The organism is Oceanobacter antarcticus (genome assembly GCF_044962685.1).
In the GTDB taxonomy this organism is placed as follows: domain Bacteria; phylum Pseudomonadota; class Gammaproteobacteria; order Pseudomonadales; family Oceanobacteraceae; genus Oceanobacter; species Oceanobacter antarcticus.
This window is the reverse complement of sequence record NZ_JBBKTX010000017.1, coordinates 46,963-62,550: the sequence shown is the minus strand read 5'-3', so window position 1 is coordinate 62,550 and position 15,588 is coordinate 46,963. Positions and strand designations below refer to the sequence as shown.

12 protein-coding genes and 1 pseudogene are annotated in these 15,588 nt (G+C 51.7%); 9 read left to right on the top strand and 4 right to left on the bottom strand.

Annotated elements, in window-relative coordinates; translation table 11 throughout:
* Positions 1–75: 75 nt before the first annotated feature.
* Both WG929_RS14130 and WG929_RS14125 read left to right on the top strand, forming a co-directional pair.
* Entirely contained in the window at positions 76–1,371 is a 1,296-nt protein-coding gene (locus WG929_RS14130) for a PepSY-associated TM helix domain-containing protein (RefSeq protein WP_416206566.1), read from the top strand.
* 217 nt (positions 1,372–1,588) lie between these two features.
* Entirely contained in the window at positions 1,589–2,875 is a 1,287-nt protein-coding gene (locus WG929_RS14125; protein WP_416206565.1) for an HlyC/CorC family transporter, read from the top strand.
* A 49-nt stretch (positions 2,876–2,924) separates the two neighbouring features.
* Here WG929_RS14125 and WG929_RS14120 read toward each other — a convergent pair whose 3' ends face one another.
* Positions 2,925–3,818: a bile acid:sodium symporter family protein gene (locus WG929_RS14120; protein WP_416206564.1), complete on the bottom strand. Its 894-nt coding sequence runs from the start codon at positions 3,816–3,818 to the stop codon at positions 2,925–2,927.
* A gap of 226 nt (positions 3,819–4,044) precedes the next feature.
* On the opposite strand from WG929_RS14120, the gene menA reads away from it, so the two are divergent.
* From menA to WG929_RS14095, 5 genes are all read left to right on the top strand, one after another.
* Positions 4,045–4,914 carry a 1,4-dihydroxy-2-naphthoate octaprenyltransferase gene (gene menA, locus WG929_RS14115; RefSeq protein WP_416206563.1) on the top strand — a complete coding sequence of 290 codons (870 nt, stop codon included), beginning with the start codon at positions 4,045–4,047 and terminating at the stop codon, positions 4,912–4,914.
* A gap of 154 nt (positions 4,915–5,068) precedes the next feature.
* The gene (gene metG, locus WG929_RS14110) at positions 5,069–7,189 is read left to right on the top strand and encodes a methionine--tRNA ligase (RefSeq protein WP_416206562.1); all 2,121 of its coding nucleotides are present in this window, start codon (positions 5,069–5,071) and stop codon (positions 7,187–7,189) included.
* 724 nt (positions 7,190–7,913) lie between these two features.
* Positions 7,914–9,206, top strand: coding sequence for a nitrate- and nitrite sensing domain-containing protein (locus tag WG929_RS14105; RefSeq protein WP_416206561.1), 1,293 nt, complete (start codon positions 7,914–7,916; stop codon positions 9,204–9,206).
* Positions 9,207–9,336: 130 nt separating this feature from the next.
* The gene (gene cynS / locus WG929_RS14100; protein ID WP_369855386.1) at positions 9,337–9,777 is read left to right on the top strand and encodes a cyanase; all 441 of its coding nucleotides are present in this window, start codon (positions 9,337–9,339) and stop codon (positions 9,775–9,777) included.
* A 67-nt stretch (positions 9,778–9,844) separates the two neighbouring features.
* Positions 9,845–10,417 carry an IS66 family transposase gene (locus WG929_RS14095; protein WP_416206609.1) on the top strand — a complete coding sequence of 191 codons (573 nt, stop codon included), beginning with the start codon at positions 9,845–9,847 and terminating at the stop codon, positions 10,415–10,417.
* A gap of 53 nt (positions 10,418–10,470) precedes the next feature.
* Here WG929_RS14095 and WG929_RS21410 read toward each other — a convergent pair whose 3' ends face one another.
* From WG929_RS21410 to WG929_RS21335, 3 genes and pseudogenes are all read right to left on the bottom strand, one after another.
* Positions 10,471–10,674: a transposase gene (locus WG929_RS21410; protein ID WP_494517113.1), complete on the bottom strand. Its 204-nt coding sequence runs from the start codon at positions 10,672–10,674 to the stop codon at positions 10,471–10,473.
* A gap of 211 nt (positions 10,675–10,885) precedes the next feature.
* Positions 10,886–12,361 carry a hypothetical protein gene (locus WG929_RS14090; RefSeq protein WP_416206560.1) on the bottom strand — a complete coding sequence of 492 codons (1,476 nt, stop codon included), beginning with the start codon at positions 12,359–12,361 and terminating at the stop codon, positions 10,886–10,888.
* Between the two features lie 243 nt (positions 12,362–12,604).
* A pseudogene (locus WG929_RS21335) lies at positions 12,605–12,676 on the bottom strand (transposase); the annotation flags it as partial.
* A gap of 698 nt (positions 12,677–13,374) precedes the next feature.
* Between WG929_RS21335 and WG929_RS14085 the strand changes: the two are divergent.
* Both WG929_RS14085 and WG929_RS14080 read left to right on the top strand, forming a co-directional pair.
* Positions 13,375–14,898: a 4-hydroxyphenylacetate 3-hydroxylase N-terminal domain-containing protein gene (locus WG929_RS14085; protein ID WP_416206559.1), complete on the top strand. Its 1,524-nt coding sequence runs from the start codon at positions 13,375–13,377 to the stop codon at positions 14,896–14,898.
* A 101-nt stretch (positions 14,899–14,999) separates the two neighbouring features.
* A complete protein-coding gene (locus WG929_RS14080; protein ID WP_416206558.1) occupies positions 15,000–15,560 on the top strand; it encodes a flavin reductase family protein in 561 nt (186 codons plus the stop codon).
* Positions 15,561–15,588: the final 28 nt, after the last annotated feature.

Below are 15,588 nucleotides of genomic sequence, written 5' to 3'. Positions count from 1 at the left end.
CGTCTGAATAGATAACGAGATCGATCCCAAACGACCACAACTTGAGTCTGTATTACGCCCGATAGAGAGAAACCCATGCGTTCAACATTTGTGTTATTACACCGCTGGGCCGGACTGACCACAGCGGCCTTTCTGTTCCTCACCGGAATAACCGGTGCGGTGATTTCCTGGGATCATGAACTGGATGGCTGGCTCAACAGCCATCTGACCGCAGCCCATACCCCTGGCCAGCCACAGCCAGTGCTAAACCTGGTCGAGCAGCTGGAAGACCGTCACCCGAACGTCGAAGTATTGTATTTTTCCTTACATGATGAACCAGGTCATGCCGCCGAATTCTATGTGCAGCCAAAACTAAATCCAGCAACCGGGGCACTCTACCCGGAATCGTTCAACCAGGTGTTTGTTGACCCCGTCAGCGGCGCAGAACTCGGTACCCGCCAATGGGGAGCTGTCTGGCCTATCACCCGTGAGACCTTTGTCTCCTTCCTCTACAAGTTGCACTACAGCCTGCATCTGCCCGAAATGTTTGGCACCGACCGCTGGGGTGTCTGGTTGTTGGGGGTGATTGCATTGATCTGGACGATCGATAGTGTCTTTGGACTGATTCTAACACTGCCTAAAAACACTGCGCGCCGTACCGCCAGATTGAAGGCGAATCCACGTAAACGCTTCTGGCGACGCTGGCAGCCAGCCTGGGCTATTCGCTGGAACAAAGGCGGTTACAAGCTCAACTTCGACCTGCATCAAGCAGTGAGTTTGTGGACTTGGGGCTTACTGGTGATCATTGCGTTTACTGCATTCTCACTGAATCTGTATCGGGAGGTCTTTCACCCGGCCTTGAGCGCTATCTCCGATGTCACACCGACACCCTATGACCAGCGCACCATGATCCCGGTCGAACAACTGACCCCCCCAGCATTGAGCTACCACGAAGTGCTGACGCTGGCACGCCAGCAAGCCGATACCAAAGGCTGGCAAGAACCCTTGGGCGCAGTATTTTACGCCCGTCAGTTTGATCTGTATGACGTCAAGTTCTACCCGCCTGAGTCAGACCACGGTGTTGGTGGTGCCGGTCACAAAACCCTGTTTATCGACGCTCATACGGGAGCACTCCTCGGTGACAGGATTCCTTGGCAAGGCACAGCGGCAGACATCTTTATCCAGGCACAGTTTCCGCTGCATTCAGGGCGAATCCTGGGGTTACCAGGGCGAATCCTGATTTCAGCCATGGGGCTGGTCGTGGCGATGCTATCGATAACCGGAGTGATTATCTGGTGGCGCAAGCGCCGTGCCCGTATTGCCCGCTCCCTCAAGGGACGAGACAACCAGGACAAAACGGTGCCCAAGATGACCCCGGTAAATAGCGGATAATCCATCCGTCTGTTATCTGCGCGGTGCCGGTCTGCTATCGACACCCCGCGCCGTTCTTGACGACCGCACCACCGCTTGCAATGCCTCATTCAAACAACGGCTACAGCAGCAATGTTCACCGGGATCCCCTACATGATCAAACCGTCACCCTTCTTCAGTTGACAGCTTTCATGCGCGCCCTATGATGGCGGAATCTTAATAGTCAAAGGACGCAGTCTTGAACGAGGTTCCCTTAAGTGTGCTGTTCGGCATACTCGCGGTACTGATCATTTTTTCAGGATTCTTCTCCAGTTCCGAAACCGGCATGATGTCGCTTAACCGCTATCGTTTGCGGCATCTGGTTAAAAATAACCACCAGGGCGCCAAACTGGCTTCCAAACTGCTCGAAAAACCCGACCGCCTGATCGGCACGATCCTTACCGGAAATAATCTGGTCAACTTTGCTGCTGCGGCGCTGGCGACCATCATCAGTCAACGGCTGTGGCCTGACAATCCGGATCTCGCCGTTTTCGTCAACACCATTCTGTTCACCCTGATCGTGCTGATTTTTGCTGAGCTGACTCCCAAAACCTTGGCAGCTATAGCCCCGGAGCAGATCGCGTTCCCGGCCTCCCCTATCCTGCTGGGGCTGCAGTGGTTGTTGCATCCGTTTGTATGGTTTGTAAATACCATTGCCAATGGTTTGCTGAAGCTGATTCCCATCGACACCAGCAACACCAATTCGGATCATCTGAGCACAGAAGAGCTACGCACGGTGGTACGCGAAGCTGGATCGATGATTCCGAAGCGCCACCAGCACATGCTGCTGAGCATCCTCGATCTGGAAAAGATGACGGTAAACGACATCATGGTGCCACGGAATGAGATCTACGGGGTCGATCTGGACGACGACATGGATGTATTGGTTGAGCAGCTGCGTACCACACAACATACCCGGGTGCCGATTTATCGTGGCGACATCAATAACATCATTGGCATTCTTCATGCGCGCTCACTGGCACGGGTGATGAGTCAGGGCGAGTTTACCCGCGAGGATATTGAAGCCGCCTCGCGCGAGCCATATTTTATTCCCGAGAGCACCCCACTCCATACCCAGCTGTTCAACTTCCAGAAAAACCAGCGCCGGATTGCACTGGTGGTTGATGAATACGGTGATGTCCAGGGGATTTGTACTCTGGAAGATATTCTCGAAGAGATCGTCGGCGAATTCACCACCGATGTGCTGTCGGCCAGTTCACCGGATGTACATCCGCAGGAAGATGGCAGTTTTATTGTTGATGGCACCGCCTTTATTCGCGATGTAAACAAGACCATGCATTGGGATTTACCCATTGCTGGCCCAAAAACCATCAATGGTATGATTGTGGAGATTCTGGAACATATTCCCGAATCTCCCGTCTGTTTGCGTATCGGGCGTTACCGCTTCGAGATCTTGCAACTCAAGGATAACATGATCAAAGCCGTCAGGGTGACGCTGGACAAGCCACGCAAAACGAACGCCTAAGTCCGACGGGCTCTGCGCTAGCCCGCCGCAACAACAAGCAAGCCGGATTTCAGCCGGCTTGCTGTTGCTCCTGCTCTTGCGGCACAGAGTCACCCTGCCGGGTAACCCAGCCGATAAAACCAAACGCCGGAATATTCATCAATAAGCCGTACATCAACGGCACCATGGCCAATTCCGGCTGATGCAATAACGACAGCGCCACCATCATGGCCGTACCGGCATTTTGAACACCCACTTCCAGGGCAATAGTGCGACTGTCTGCCTGACTCAGCTGTAACTGCCGGGCAACGCTCCATGCCAGCAATAACGACGACAAACTCAGCGTCACAACGGCAGCGCCACTGATCGAGAACATCGTTTCCAGCAATGCCCAATTGCTGGCCAATAGTAATCCGATCACAGCCAGCATGGCTAACGTCGCCACGGTCTTGATATGTTTCTCGACCCGAACAGCCAGAGCTGCAAAAAAATGACGAATCGCCATCCCGAGTAATACCGGCACCAGGGTCACCACGATCAGCTGTTTGGTCATCAAGCCTAGTGGCAAGCCGAACTGACTCATCTCCGCCCCTTCCGCCTGCATATAGACAGAAAATAACCAGGGCAAGGTAAACGGCACCAGCATACTGGTCATCGCCGTCAGGCAAATACTCAGCGCCACATTACCGCGTGCCAGTAAAGTCAACAGATTCGAAGTGGCACCACCCGGACACAAGGCCACCAGATACAATCCAGCACCGGCAATCAGCGGTAAATCAAATATCAAAATAATAGTCAGGGCGATCAGTGGCAGCAACACCATCTGCAATGCCAGCCCCAGCAACGCCACCATGGGCTGGCGTAATACCGCAATAAAGTGCTGGCGGGTCAAGCCCAGTCCCATGGCAAACATAATCAGTGCCAGGACAACGGGTAAAACCACTTGTGAAACCATTGGCTGCATTTAGCGCTCCTTGCTATTGAATGTGGGGTTAAAACAAGCGCTACTCTACCCCCCATTGCGCCAATCAAGAACCCATTTAACGCAAGGTTTTGTTATAAGCTGCTCGTGGATACGATTGGCTGAGCCGCGACTACCTACACATCAGGCTTTGTCGTATCGAACCAGGTGTTAACATATCGCGCAGCAATGACCACCCAATAACACCCCACTTCCAGAGGAATCCCGCGTGTCGTACTGGTGGCTAGCCATTCGCCCGAAAACTATTCCAGCCTCAATTGGCCCGATTCTGCTGGGCACTGCGCTTGCGTCCACCGAGACCACCATTAATGGCCTGGTATTCGGCCTGGCAATACTCTGTGCCATTGCCTTGCAGATTGCGGTGAACCTCGCCAACGACCTGTTTGATGGCCTCAACGGTGTCGATACGGAAGCACGATTAGGCCCCGCCCGGATGGTGCAATCCGGTTTTATAACACCCAAAGCCATGGCCATCGCACTGGCACTATTCACCCTGATGGCCATGTTGTGCGGCCTGACGCTGGCCGCACTGACCCACTGGAACCTGCTGCTGGTCGGCATCACCTGCCTGCTGGCCGTATTTGCCTACAGCGCAGGTCCACTGCCGTTAGCCTCGGTGGGCCTTGGAGAAGTCACGGTACTGATATTCTTTGGCTGGGTTGCCGTGATGGGCAGCTACTGGCTGCAAACTGGCGAGCTGACACTCACCGCCCTGCTATATGGCACCAGCGCCGGATTATTCAGTGTGGCTATTTTACTGGTGAACAACCTGCGCGACATTCCTACCGATCGTGCCAGCGGCAAGCTCACCTTACCGGCACGTCTGGGCGAAGCAGGCACGCGCCAGCTGTTTCTCGGCGTTACTGCAGCTGCCTTGCTGACCCATCTGCTGGCGGCTTGGCCGCAGCCATGGCTCATGCTGCTTCCCGTGCTGCTGTGCCTGAAACCGGTATTGAACCTGATTCGCGGTATTTATAGCCTCAGCGGAGGCGAACTGAATACCCTGCTAGCCCAGACCGCCAAAGCCGGACTGATCTACTGTGGCACCAGCTCCGCCTTACTGGTACTGCTGTCGTGACTTGCTGCTGTCGTGAAGAAATACTGCTGCTTATCGATCGGAGGAACCGCAACGCTGACGCGTTTACCATCACCACCGAGGGTGAACCTCCTCCCCGTACCCGCTACAATGTCGCCCTTTGATTTTCACCCGTTTTTCCACCGGTAGCCCTTCCATGACAAACAGCACTCGCAAAATTCTGGTCACCAGCGCCCTGCCCTACGCCAACGGCTCCATTCACCTCGGCCACCTGCTGGAATACATCCAGACCGACATCTGGGTACGCTTCCAGAAGTCCCGTGGCCACCAGTGCACCTACGTGTGTGCCGACGACGCCCACGGCACCGCTATCATGCTGCGCGCCGAAAAAGAAGGCCGTTCGCCAGAAGACCAGATTGCTGCTGTCAAAGCGGAACACGAAGCCGACTTCGCCGCTTTCCAGATTGGCTTCGACAACTTCCACAGCACCCACAGTGAAGAAAACCGTGAACTGTCGGCGCAAATATACACTCGCCTGCGCGACAAGGGCCACATCGCCGTACGCTCCATCAAACAGGCGTTCGACCCGGAAAAAGAAATCTTCCTGGCCGACCGTTACATCAAGGGCGACTGCCCCAAGTGCTCCACTCCCGACCAGTATGGCGACAACTGCGAAGCCTGCGGTGCCACCTACAGTCCGGCCGAATTAAAAAACCCGTACTCCACCATCTCTGGCGCCACGCCAGTTGAAAAAGAGTCTGAACACTACTTCTTCAAGCTGCAAGACTTCGACGCCTTTCTGAAAGAATGGACACGCTCCGGCACCCTGCAACCGGAAATTGCCAACAAGCTGGCCGAATGGCTGGACTCCGGATTGCAAGAATGGGACATCTCCCGCGATGCCCCTTACTTCGGTTTTGAAATTCCTGATGCTCCAGGCAAATATTTTTATGTCTGGCTGGATGCTCCCATTGGCTACATGGCCTCGTTCAAAAATCTCTGTGACTCCGACAAAGGCCGAGCCAGTGGCCTGAACTTCGACGACTACTGGAACGTCGGCTCCGACGCCGAGGTGTACCACTTTATTGGTAAAGACATCGTCAACTTCCACGCGCTGTTCTGGCCCGCCATGCTCACTGCCGCCGAATACCGCACTCCAACGGCCGTTAACGCCCACGGCTTTGTCACCGTCAACGGTGCCAAGATGTCCAAGTCACGCGGCACCTTCATCAAAGCCCGAACTTACCTCAACCACCTGAACCCAACCTACCTGCGTTACTACTTTGCTGCCAAACTGGGTTCCAGCGTTGATGATTTCGACCTCAACCTTGAAGACTTCGTCCAGCGCGCCAACACCGATCTGGTCAACAAACTGGTCAACATCGCCAGCCGTACCGCCAACTTTGTCTTCAAAGCCGGTGGCAAGCTCAGTGACCGCTGCGCCGAGCCAGCCATGGTGCAAGAATTTATCGACGCCGGAGAACAAATCGCTGCGCACTACGAAGCCCGCGATTTCGGCAAAGCCATGAAAGACATCATGGCACTGGCCGACCGCGCCAACGAATACATCCAGGAAAAAGCCCCCTGGGCCATGAACAAGGAAGAAGGCCGCCAGCAAGAAGTCATCGACGTCTGCTCCGTTGCCCTCAATCTGTTCCGCCAGTTAATGACCTACCTGACCCCGGTACTGCCCGAACTGGCGGAAAAAACCGGACAATTCATGAACCTCGACGACCTGAACTGGGAAAGCCGCAGCAATATCCTGCTGGGCCATGACATCAACAAATTCCAACCCATGCTGGCCCGCGCCGAAATAGACAAGGTCACTGCGATTCTGGAAGAAACCAAAACCGAACTGGCCATCGAGAACGGCGAAGAGCCTGCGGCTGCCAGCAACGCTAACGCCAGCAAAGAGAGTAAAAAACAAGACAAGAAGAAAAAATCCAAAGGGCCAGAACTCCGGGAAGACGGCAACGAAGTGATTGCCGACACCATCGAATTCCCCGACTTCGCCAAGGTAGACCTGCGCGTTGCCTGCATCATCAAGGCTGACCACGTTGAAGGTGCCGACAAACTGCTGCAACTGACGCTGGATATTGGTAACGGCGAGACCCGCAACGTTTTCTCTGGTATCAAGGCGGCCTACCAGCCAGAAGACCTTGAAGGCAAACTCACCATCATGGTTGCCAACCTGGCACCCCGGAAAATGAAGTTTGGCCTGTCTGAAGGTATGGTGTTGGCCGCCGGGCCAGGTGGCTCCGAGATCTACCTGTTGGAACCCAATGAAGGTTCGCAGCCGGGGATGCGAGTGATGTAAATGATTTGGCTTAGCTCTAGGGGACATATTTAATCCTGCACGGCTCTGCGCGAGTGTTGCCGTTGTTCAGGGCAAGGCGACGAATGCAGCGAAATGACGAGTCCTTTTCACATTCATCAACACCGCACTGGACGGCGGCAACCCGCGCCCTGCGGGGCTGCCGGATGATCTCGACTCTGTGTCGCCGACGTTTGACGTGACCCGTCAGGCCTGCAAGTCGGCTTCGTGATTCGACACCCTCCGGTAGCCCAGAGTGAGCACCGGATTAAATAGATGTCCCCTCTACTCTAAGAGTAGAGCTATTGCTTATTCATCGATACAAGGTGACAGCTAATGAATACCAAGAACAAATGAGCATCAGCTCCAGCTTCGATCAGTCAGTTCCCTCCAAAAAACAGGGCTGTTGAATCAATTAAATCACTAAATATTATGCCAACCTCCAAAGCCCAGAAATACTTAAAAAAATCAGGCATCTGAGAAGACCTGAACACTGATTTCGACAAAGACTGGAAATCTACCGATAAGGATTTCAAGAAAAGTCTCCTCCTGTTGTCGAACGCCTAAAATGTATATCAAGTATTCCAGCCCTCGCAGAGTCAGGGCTGTTACCTGCCTTTAAGCCACTTTGTCAGCTGGCCCTGCGGATACAAGACAAAGCGCTGTGGAACCATGGCCGCCCTTGTTATCCTCCCGATATGAGTTCAAACCCATACTGTGATTGCTGATGATACTGACGACTGAAGATTTTCTGCTGGCTGCCAAACGCGCTGAGATCAGCGCCCTGAAACAACTGTTAGTCAGTAGTGGTCTGGTCACCAGGGTCACCGATCTGATCCATGAGCTGCAACGTGAACGCGGTTTATCCAATATTTATCTGGTCTCTCACGGGCAGCGCTTCGCCAGTCAACGGCTTGATGAGCTAAACGCTACAGAACAAGCGGAGCATGTTTTTCGGGAAGCGCTGTCACTGCTGGATCTTGAGGGTGACTCACCTGCTTCCGCCCGCTTGTTCAGTGCCCTGGCGTTTGTGTTGCACTGTTTGGATGAGTTGCCAGCACTGCGAGTACGGGTGAGTGAGCAGCTACTCACTGCGGCTGAAAATACCCGGCTGTTCAACCGCATCATTTCCGGCTTGCTCAGTGTGGTGTTTGAAGCAGCCGATATTGCCAGCGACCCCGATATCACTCGCGCACTGGTCGCCATGTTCAACTTTGTTCAGGGCAAAGAATATTCTGGCCAAGAGCGGGCTTGGGGAGTGATCGGTTTTACCGCCGGCGAATTCACCAAAAAACAGCAGGAACGTATCAAGACCCTTCAGGATGCCCAGCACCGTTGTTTCGATATTTTTGCCAGTTTGACCCAAGCGCTGCCCGCCGACCAATGGCGTCAGGCAGAAAGTAGTGAAGCCACCATCGAGTTGAACAAGTTACGTAACATGATTGCCAGATTCCGCCGTAGCGATACGCTACCAACGGCGATCAGCGAAGTCTGGTATCAGCTGTCAACGCACAGAATTGATCAGATGCAGGCAATTGAAAAAGAGCTGGCCTCTGAACTGCTTCACCTCTGCCAGCAAAAAATTGCCCAAGCGGAAAAAGATCTGCATCTGCATCACAACCACATCCGCGAGTTGACGGATATCGAGGAGCTGCCGCTGTCGGCGCTGTCTTCCTTGCCAAACTCGGTTAGCGAATCAGACAAACTGACAGTGACGCCCGGATTTAATACCAAGCTGGCCAGCTCGATTTCAGAACTGGTACAGCGCCAGGCTGAGCATCTGGAACGGATGAGCGATGAACTAAGGCAGGCCCGTCAGGCCCTGGATGAGCGCAAGCTGATCGAAAAGGCCAAGGGCTTGCTGATGCAGAATCAGGGGATCAATGAGGAAGAGGCTTACCGCCAGATTCGTCAGGCAGCGATGGATAACAAAAAGCGTATTGTCGAAGTCGCCAGTAATATCATCAGCGTCTCCGAAATGCTGCAATTAGGCAGCAGTAAAAGCGACTTGCTGGAATAATGCTCCAACACCAAGACTCCTATTGTCCACTTGGTTACTCTGCTCCTCGTTGCTATTCCTGACAGCCTTTGATTTTTTGGCATTATAAATATCACTTTCCCAAACCCTCTCTAATCCCCGGAGTGCTGTAATGAACAAACTGGAAATGACTGAAGCCATTATTCTGGCCAAACAGGCCAAGGCATTAAGCTGGGAAGCCATCGCTGCCTCCATGGCGATGGGGACTGTCTGGGTCACCTCGGCCTGCCTGGGTAAAAACAGCATGCCGGAAAACGCGGCCAGTAAACTGTGCGACATCCTTGAACTGTCTGAAGAGGTCAAAGCGGCATTGATTGCCTACCCCACCAAAACCTGGGAACAGCAAGTGCCACAAGATCCGCTGGTATACCGTCTGTACGAAATCGTAGGTGTTTATGGCGATACGCTGAAAGAAGTGATTCAGGAAAAATTTGGCGACGGCATCATGAGCGCCATCGATTTCACTATGGATGTCGAAAAAATCGAAGACCCCAAAGGGGATCGGGTACTACTAACGATGAATGGCAAGTTCCTGCCCTACAAAGCCTGGTAATCTGCACGATCCAGCGGGCCGGGTGGCCGGCCTGTGAAGGTGAAGTCATCACGGCCCCGGTTCCGGCATCCATGATCCCGAAAAGCAACGCCTCCGCCAGTCTGCTGACCCGGTCTCGATCAGCAAATGCCAGGATGCCCCGCCGCTGTATCGTCAGGAAAGCCAGTTTGAACGCCAGGGCATTGACCTGGATCGAGGCACCCTGTCACGCTGGATGATCACCTGTGGCGAGCGGATCCAGCCCCTAATCAACCTCCTGAACGAACGACCAGCAAAAGCAATATCCGGTACTGCACGCGTTCAGATCCTGCAGGAGCCCGGACGCGCAGCTCGAACACAATCCTTTATGTGGGTACGGGTCGGCGGCCCGCCGACGCGACCGATCCGTCTGTTTGATTATCACCCCGGCCGCAGCGGTGAGATTGCTTGCCAGCTGTTAGACGGGTATCAGGGCTATCTGCACTGCGACGGCTACGCCGGTTATGACAAAGCCATTCAGCAGCAGCTGGCCCGTGCGGGCTGTTGGACCCACGCCCGGTATTATTTTGTGGAAGCCCAAAAAGCCAATGGCCTGGAACCGGAAGTTTATCTCAAAATGGTCTTCACTCACCTGCGCAAGCAGACAGTCTGGAAGCGATAGAAGCATTATTGCCCTGGAACCAGAAGCAAGGGTAGATGGGGTTAATGGAGCGGTTACCGAAGTAATGCCTTTGAAATAGGCAAACAAGCTGATTTTAACAGAATTGCTGGATCATATGCCGGACGGCCACCGGTTTTGCCAGCGTTACAGTACAAATCATCAAAGGGCGTTAAACCCAGACGATCGGATATCAGATGGTGAAGTGCATATTCGAAGCTTCCAGGCTGAATCTGTTCTTCGAAGTTGATTACCACCATTGAAGTCTGGTCGTGATCGTAGTGCTTATACTGTGGCATATTGCTTCCTCGCTGCTGCCTGGAACTTTACCGCAGAGAGGCGGCTGAGAGGGGTTTTTCTACAGCTTCATCGCTCGCGTCACAGGCAAAGTTGTAGTTGCGAATTTTGTGCAAAATGGCGAAACCATGCACAAAAGGTGTGACGGAAAATTGATCCTTGTGCACGCGCTTGTTAGCCATTCTTAGCAATTTTTGAACTTAGTTTAAGTAAACCATTAAAAATAAAAACAAGAAATTGAACCAGTTGTGCGAGGACTGGAATAAATGGTGACAATACTATAACCATAAATATTATAAATATGACCTGACCATATCCCCCTAAATTGAAGCCAGGTATAAATCCACTCCACAAGCCTGATAATGCTCGATCAATGAATGATTTGCCCGAATGACTTTGAGTTGTTATAGCATCCCATGTTGTAACAGGTTCAAACTTTGCAACCCAATCTCCATAAACAAACAAATGCAAGGCAAACTTATATCTAACTGCCTCAGCATATAGATCTCTACCAATAAAAGCATTTCCCTCTTTCCACGTTCCTATATTTGCAATACTGATCACACTATACTGCTCTTTATTGAATATATTTTTATTTATTATTTCATCACTAGACATTCCTTCTAAAGATTTAAAAGGGAGTATTGCTCTAGAAATATTTTGAGGTTCGTTTGGAGGAGAGGCGCTTCCTTGGTCGTATTTTGATTTTATTAAAGGGATATCTTCAAGTTTATTAAATAAAGGTAGCAACCTTCCTTTTGGCATATCTACATCTGCGCCGAACCCACCATCGCTCCTTATGGAAGCTTTAAAATTCTTCTTGTTATCCAGTTTTGGATTTTCAATCCCGATAATTTCTACTGCAGCAATAGCAAAATTAGCTTTTCTTGGATTATCATTGGCACTTAGCTCAAAAATTTGAGGTGTAAATTTAAGCACAACTTGCGTACTAGGGTATCTCTGTTTGTCCCACTCCCTATCTTTATCAAAATCATTCCCAAATACATCTATTTTTATATTATTTGGTAAATCATATTCAAAATCGTTTTTAGTATTATATTGCGTACCTACGTCAACATGAAACTCCAACACATGCTGCTGAATTTCAATATATTCATCACCGTTTAACCATCTAAAACTGTCAATCACACGAAATTCGCTTAATGCCTCTTTTAAATTTTTTGATAGTGAATATCTATCACCAAATAACTTATCAAAAAATCCGTCACTAGAAAATAGCGGTCTGGGAGAGGAGACAAAGCTCAATAAATCAGGCAACCCCCTATTAGGCAAATCAGGGTCAAGTCTTATTCTATTGTGATCCCAATGCCACTTTCCATTATAATTTTCAATTCCATTGCTGTTATCTTTATCGAAGTAAACTGTATCAACTTGCACACCTTCTATTCGTATATCAACGCCTTCATACAAGCTTAGCTTACTGAGATCACTATTCGATTGCTCTATGAAACCAACGCTGGAATCATTTTCATTCTGAATATTTTTAAAATAATTGTTAGCGTTATCTTTCATCTCCATTTCAAAAAATTCAGATTCTCCGATATAGAGAGTGAGGAAAATCATCATTATCGAAAAAAATGCAAGCACCAACCACAAAGGGTTATTTATTTTTATCATAATATTAGGCATAAAGGTCAATACTTTTAATTGTGGCTAACGAGACTGTAGAAAAAGTATTTTAGAAAAGTACATCTGGATCATATCCAGTTCAACCTCATCAATACTTTTTCTGGTCATTTTCAAAAACCGGGGGAACCTTGAAGCGGATATATATCGAATTAACGGCATGATAGACCTCCCTTTCCATTGATTTTTTCTTTATCGCCTTAAATATGACATCAATTTCTCGATGTTATGAACCAGAGCAGACAACTACCATTGGGCTTGCACCTTCTTTTTACCCCGCAAGCTGAACCGTTTCAAGCCTTTATTATGCTCCAGGTTGTTAACGGCCCCTGAGATACCAGCCGGACTACCCGGGCCGCTTCGACAGCTACGACCATGCGGTACATTGGAATGAGGACTTCACCAGTTGGGGGGGGAGTTCTTCCATGAAGACGACGTCGCAGTACCAATCATCGACCGGATTATCCACCACTCGCAGGTGTTTATGATGGGCGGATAAAGCTACTGGCTAAAGCAGAAACTGGGCAGTTAATGCTCATAAAGTGGGTCAATTTTATTGGCCAAAGGAGGGTCAAAATAGATGGCCATTGACACTGCTTCGCCCAGAACCGCCAGACCCACAAGCCAGTGAAGTCGCCAAGCTGGCTTATGGACAGATCCAGTTATAATAAAGTCGGGGGGACGGACGGGCGTCAGGAGTCTGGTACACAGGAAGAATACAGCCCCGGAGTTTCTGCGTAGGTTGGGCCGTGGCGAAGCCACTGCCCAACTTCCGTATGTGAGGAATCAATTACGCGGAGTTACCACGTGAAGGGGCCATCGTTTATGACCAAACACCTTCCAGTAACGCTGATCAATGGCACGTCGTGTCGGCGGCAAGTCACTTCCTGCCTGCGTGAATCCCGGACGACGTCGGTGTTTTGTGTCCCCATTTTCTGAGGACATTCCCCCACCCGGCTTTTCAGTAACCTGTGCTTCGTCATCACGATCAAACAACTATAATACGGAGCATTCAGATGAAACCTGAAAGTCATATCCAGCAAACCGGACGCCCGTTTAATGGTGCGGAGTTTCTTGCCAGCCTGAACGATGGCCGTGCGGTGTATTACGCCGGTGAGCGGGTCGAGAATGTCACCGCGCATCCGGCCTTCAAGAATGCCGCTGCGTCGGTTGCCGCCATGTACGATGCTTTGCACGCTGAGGAAACCAAAGACAAACTGTGCTGGGCGACGGATACCGGCAATGGCGGTTATACGCACAAATTTTTCCGTTACGCCCGCTCGCCGCAGGAATTGTTGGAACAGCGGGATGCCATCGCGGAATGGGCGCGTATGAGTTATGGCTGGATGGGTCGTACTGCCGACTATAAAGCCGCCTTTGGGGATGTTCTGGGTGCCAACCCGGAGTTTTATGGTGACTTTGCCGATAACGCCCGTACCTGGTACCAGCGTATTCAGGAAAACTGTCTGTATTTGAACCACGCGATTGTTAACCCGCCGATCGACCGCAATAAGCCCAGCGATGAGGTCAAGGATGTTTATGTTCATGTCACTCGTGAAACCAGTGACGGGATTTACGTCAACGGTGCCAAGGTGGTGGCGACCAACTCGGCACTGACCCATTACAACTTTATTGGCCAGACTGCCGTACAAGACATTGGTGATGACCCGGATTTTGCTCTGCTGTTTATTACTCCGATGAATGCCAACGGCGTAAAACTGATTTCTCGGGTGTCGTATGAAAAAAATGCGACCGACACTGCGTCGCCATTCGACTATCCACTGTCGTCCCGTTTTGATGAAAACGACGCCATCCTGATTCTGGAGAATGTGTTTATTCCATGGGAAGACGTGCTGATCTACAAAGACAAACAAAAGCTGATGCAATGGGGATTTGCCGCCGGTTTTGGGCGTCTTTACCCGTTGCAGGCCTGTACCCGGTTTGCGGTAAAGCTCGACTTTATGGCCGGTCTGCTGGAGCAGGCGCTGGAATGCACCGGTGCCATCGATTTCCGTAATGTGGGTGCCGAATTGGGCGAGGTGGTCGCCTGGCGCAACCTGTTCTGGTCTATCACCGATCATATGTGCCTGGCCGCCGAAGAATGGAAATCCGGTGCCTGGCTGCCCCCCACGGAATCGGCTTTCAACTATCGCGCCTTCGCTCCCATGGCGTACGACAAGATTTGCCACATCATCAAGACCACCGCCGCCAGCGGCCTGATCTATTTGCCGGGCAGTCATCTGGATCTGAAAAATCCGCAGTTGAACACGGATCTGGCTCGTTACTGTCGCGGCTCGGGTGATATTTCACACCTCGAACGCATCAAGATCATGAAGTTGCTGTGGGATGCCGTTGGCTCTGAATTTGGTGGGCGTCATCATCTGTATGAACTCAACTACGCGGGCACTGCCGACGCTATTCGCCTGCAATGCCTGGGATCGGCTCGCGCCACTGGCAGTATGGCCAAGATGCGGCAGCTGTCGCAGCAATGCATGGAAGACTACGATCTGAATGGCTGGACCAACCCGACAGACTCCTAGGCCCAATTCCCCCCGGGCATTACCACGCGGAGCGTAGGAACAAGAAATTGACGCCGCAGGGTGCGCACTGCGCACCACTGCGCCAGCACAGGATACTCACCATGTCAGCCACACAAACCGCCACCGACTTCGACCCCAAAGCCTTCCGCCGCGCCCTTGGCAACTTCGCCACCGGCGTCACCGTCATTACCGCCTGCACCCCGAACGGCGTGCAAACAGGCGTCACCGCCAACAGCTTTAACTCGGTCTCCCTCGACCCGGCGCTGGTGCTGTGGAGCATCATGAAAAGTTCTGCCAGCGTCGATATTTTCGAGCAAGCCAGCCACTTTGCTGTCAACGTGCTGGCCGCCGATCAGATCAACCTGTCGAACCACTTTGCCCGTCCGTCCGACGACAAATTTGCCCGCATCGACTACGAAAAAGGTCTGGGTAACGCCCCCCTGTTACCCGGCTGTGCCGCCCGTTTTCAGTGCGAAAAATACCAGCGTATCGACGGTGGCGATCACTGGATTCTGCTTGGCAAGGTGGTGGCGTTTGACGATATTGGCCGTGCTCCGCTGCTGTACCATGGCGGTGCCTACTCTGCCGTTATTCCTCACACCGTTATTCCTCACAACGATAGAAAACCAGGTGATTCCAATCAACAAACAGCGACAGGCTGACATTGAACGCATTCTATCGGTATCTCTT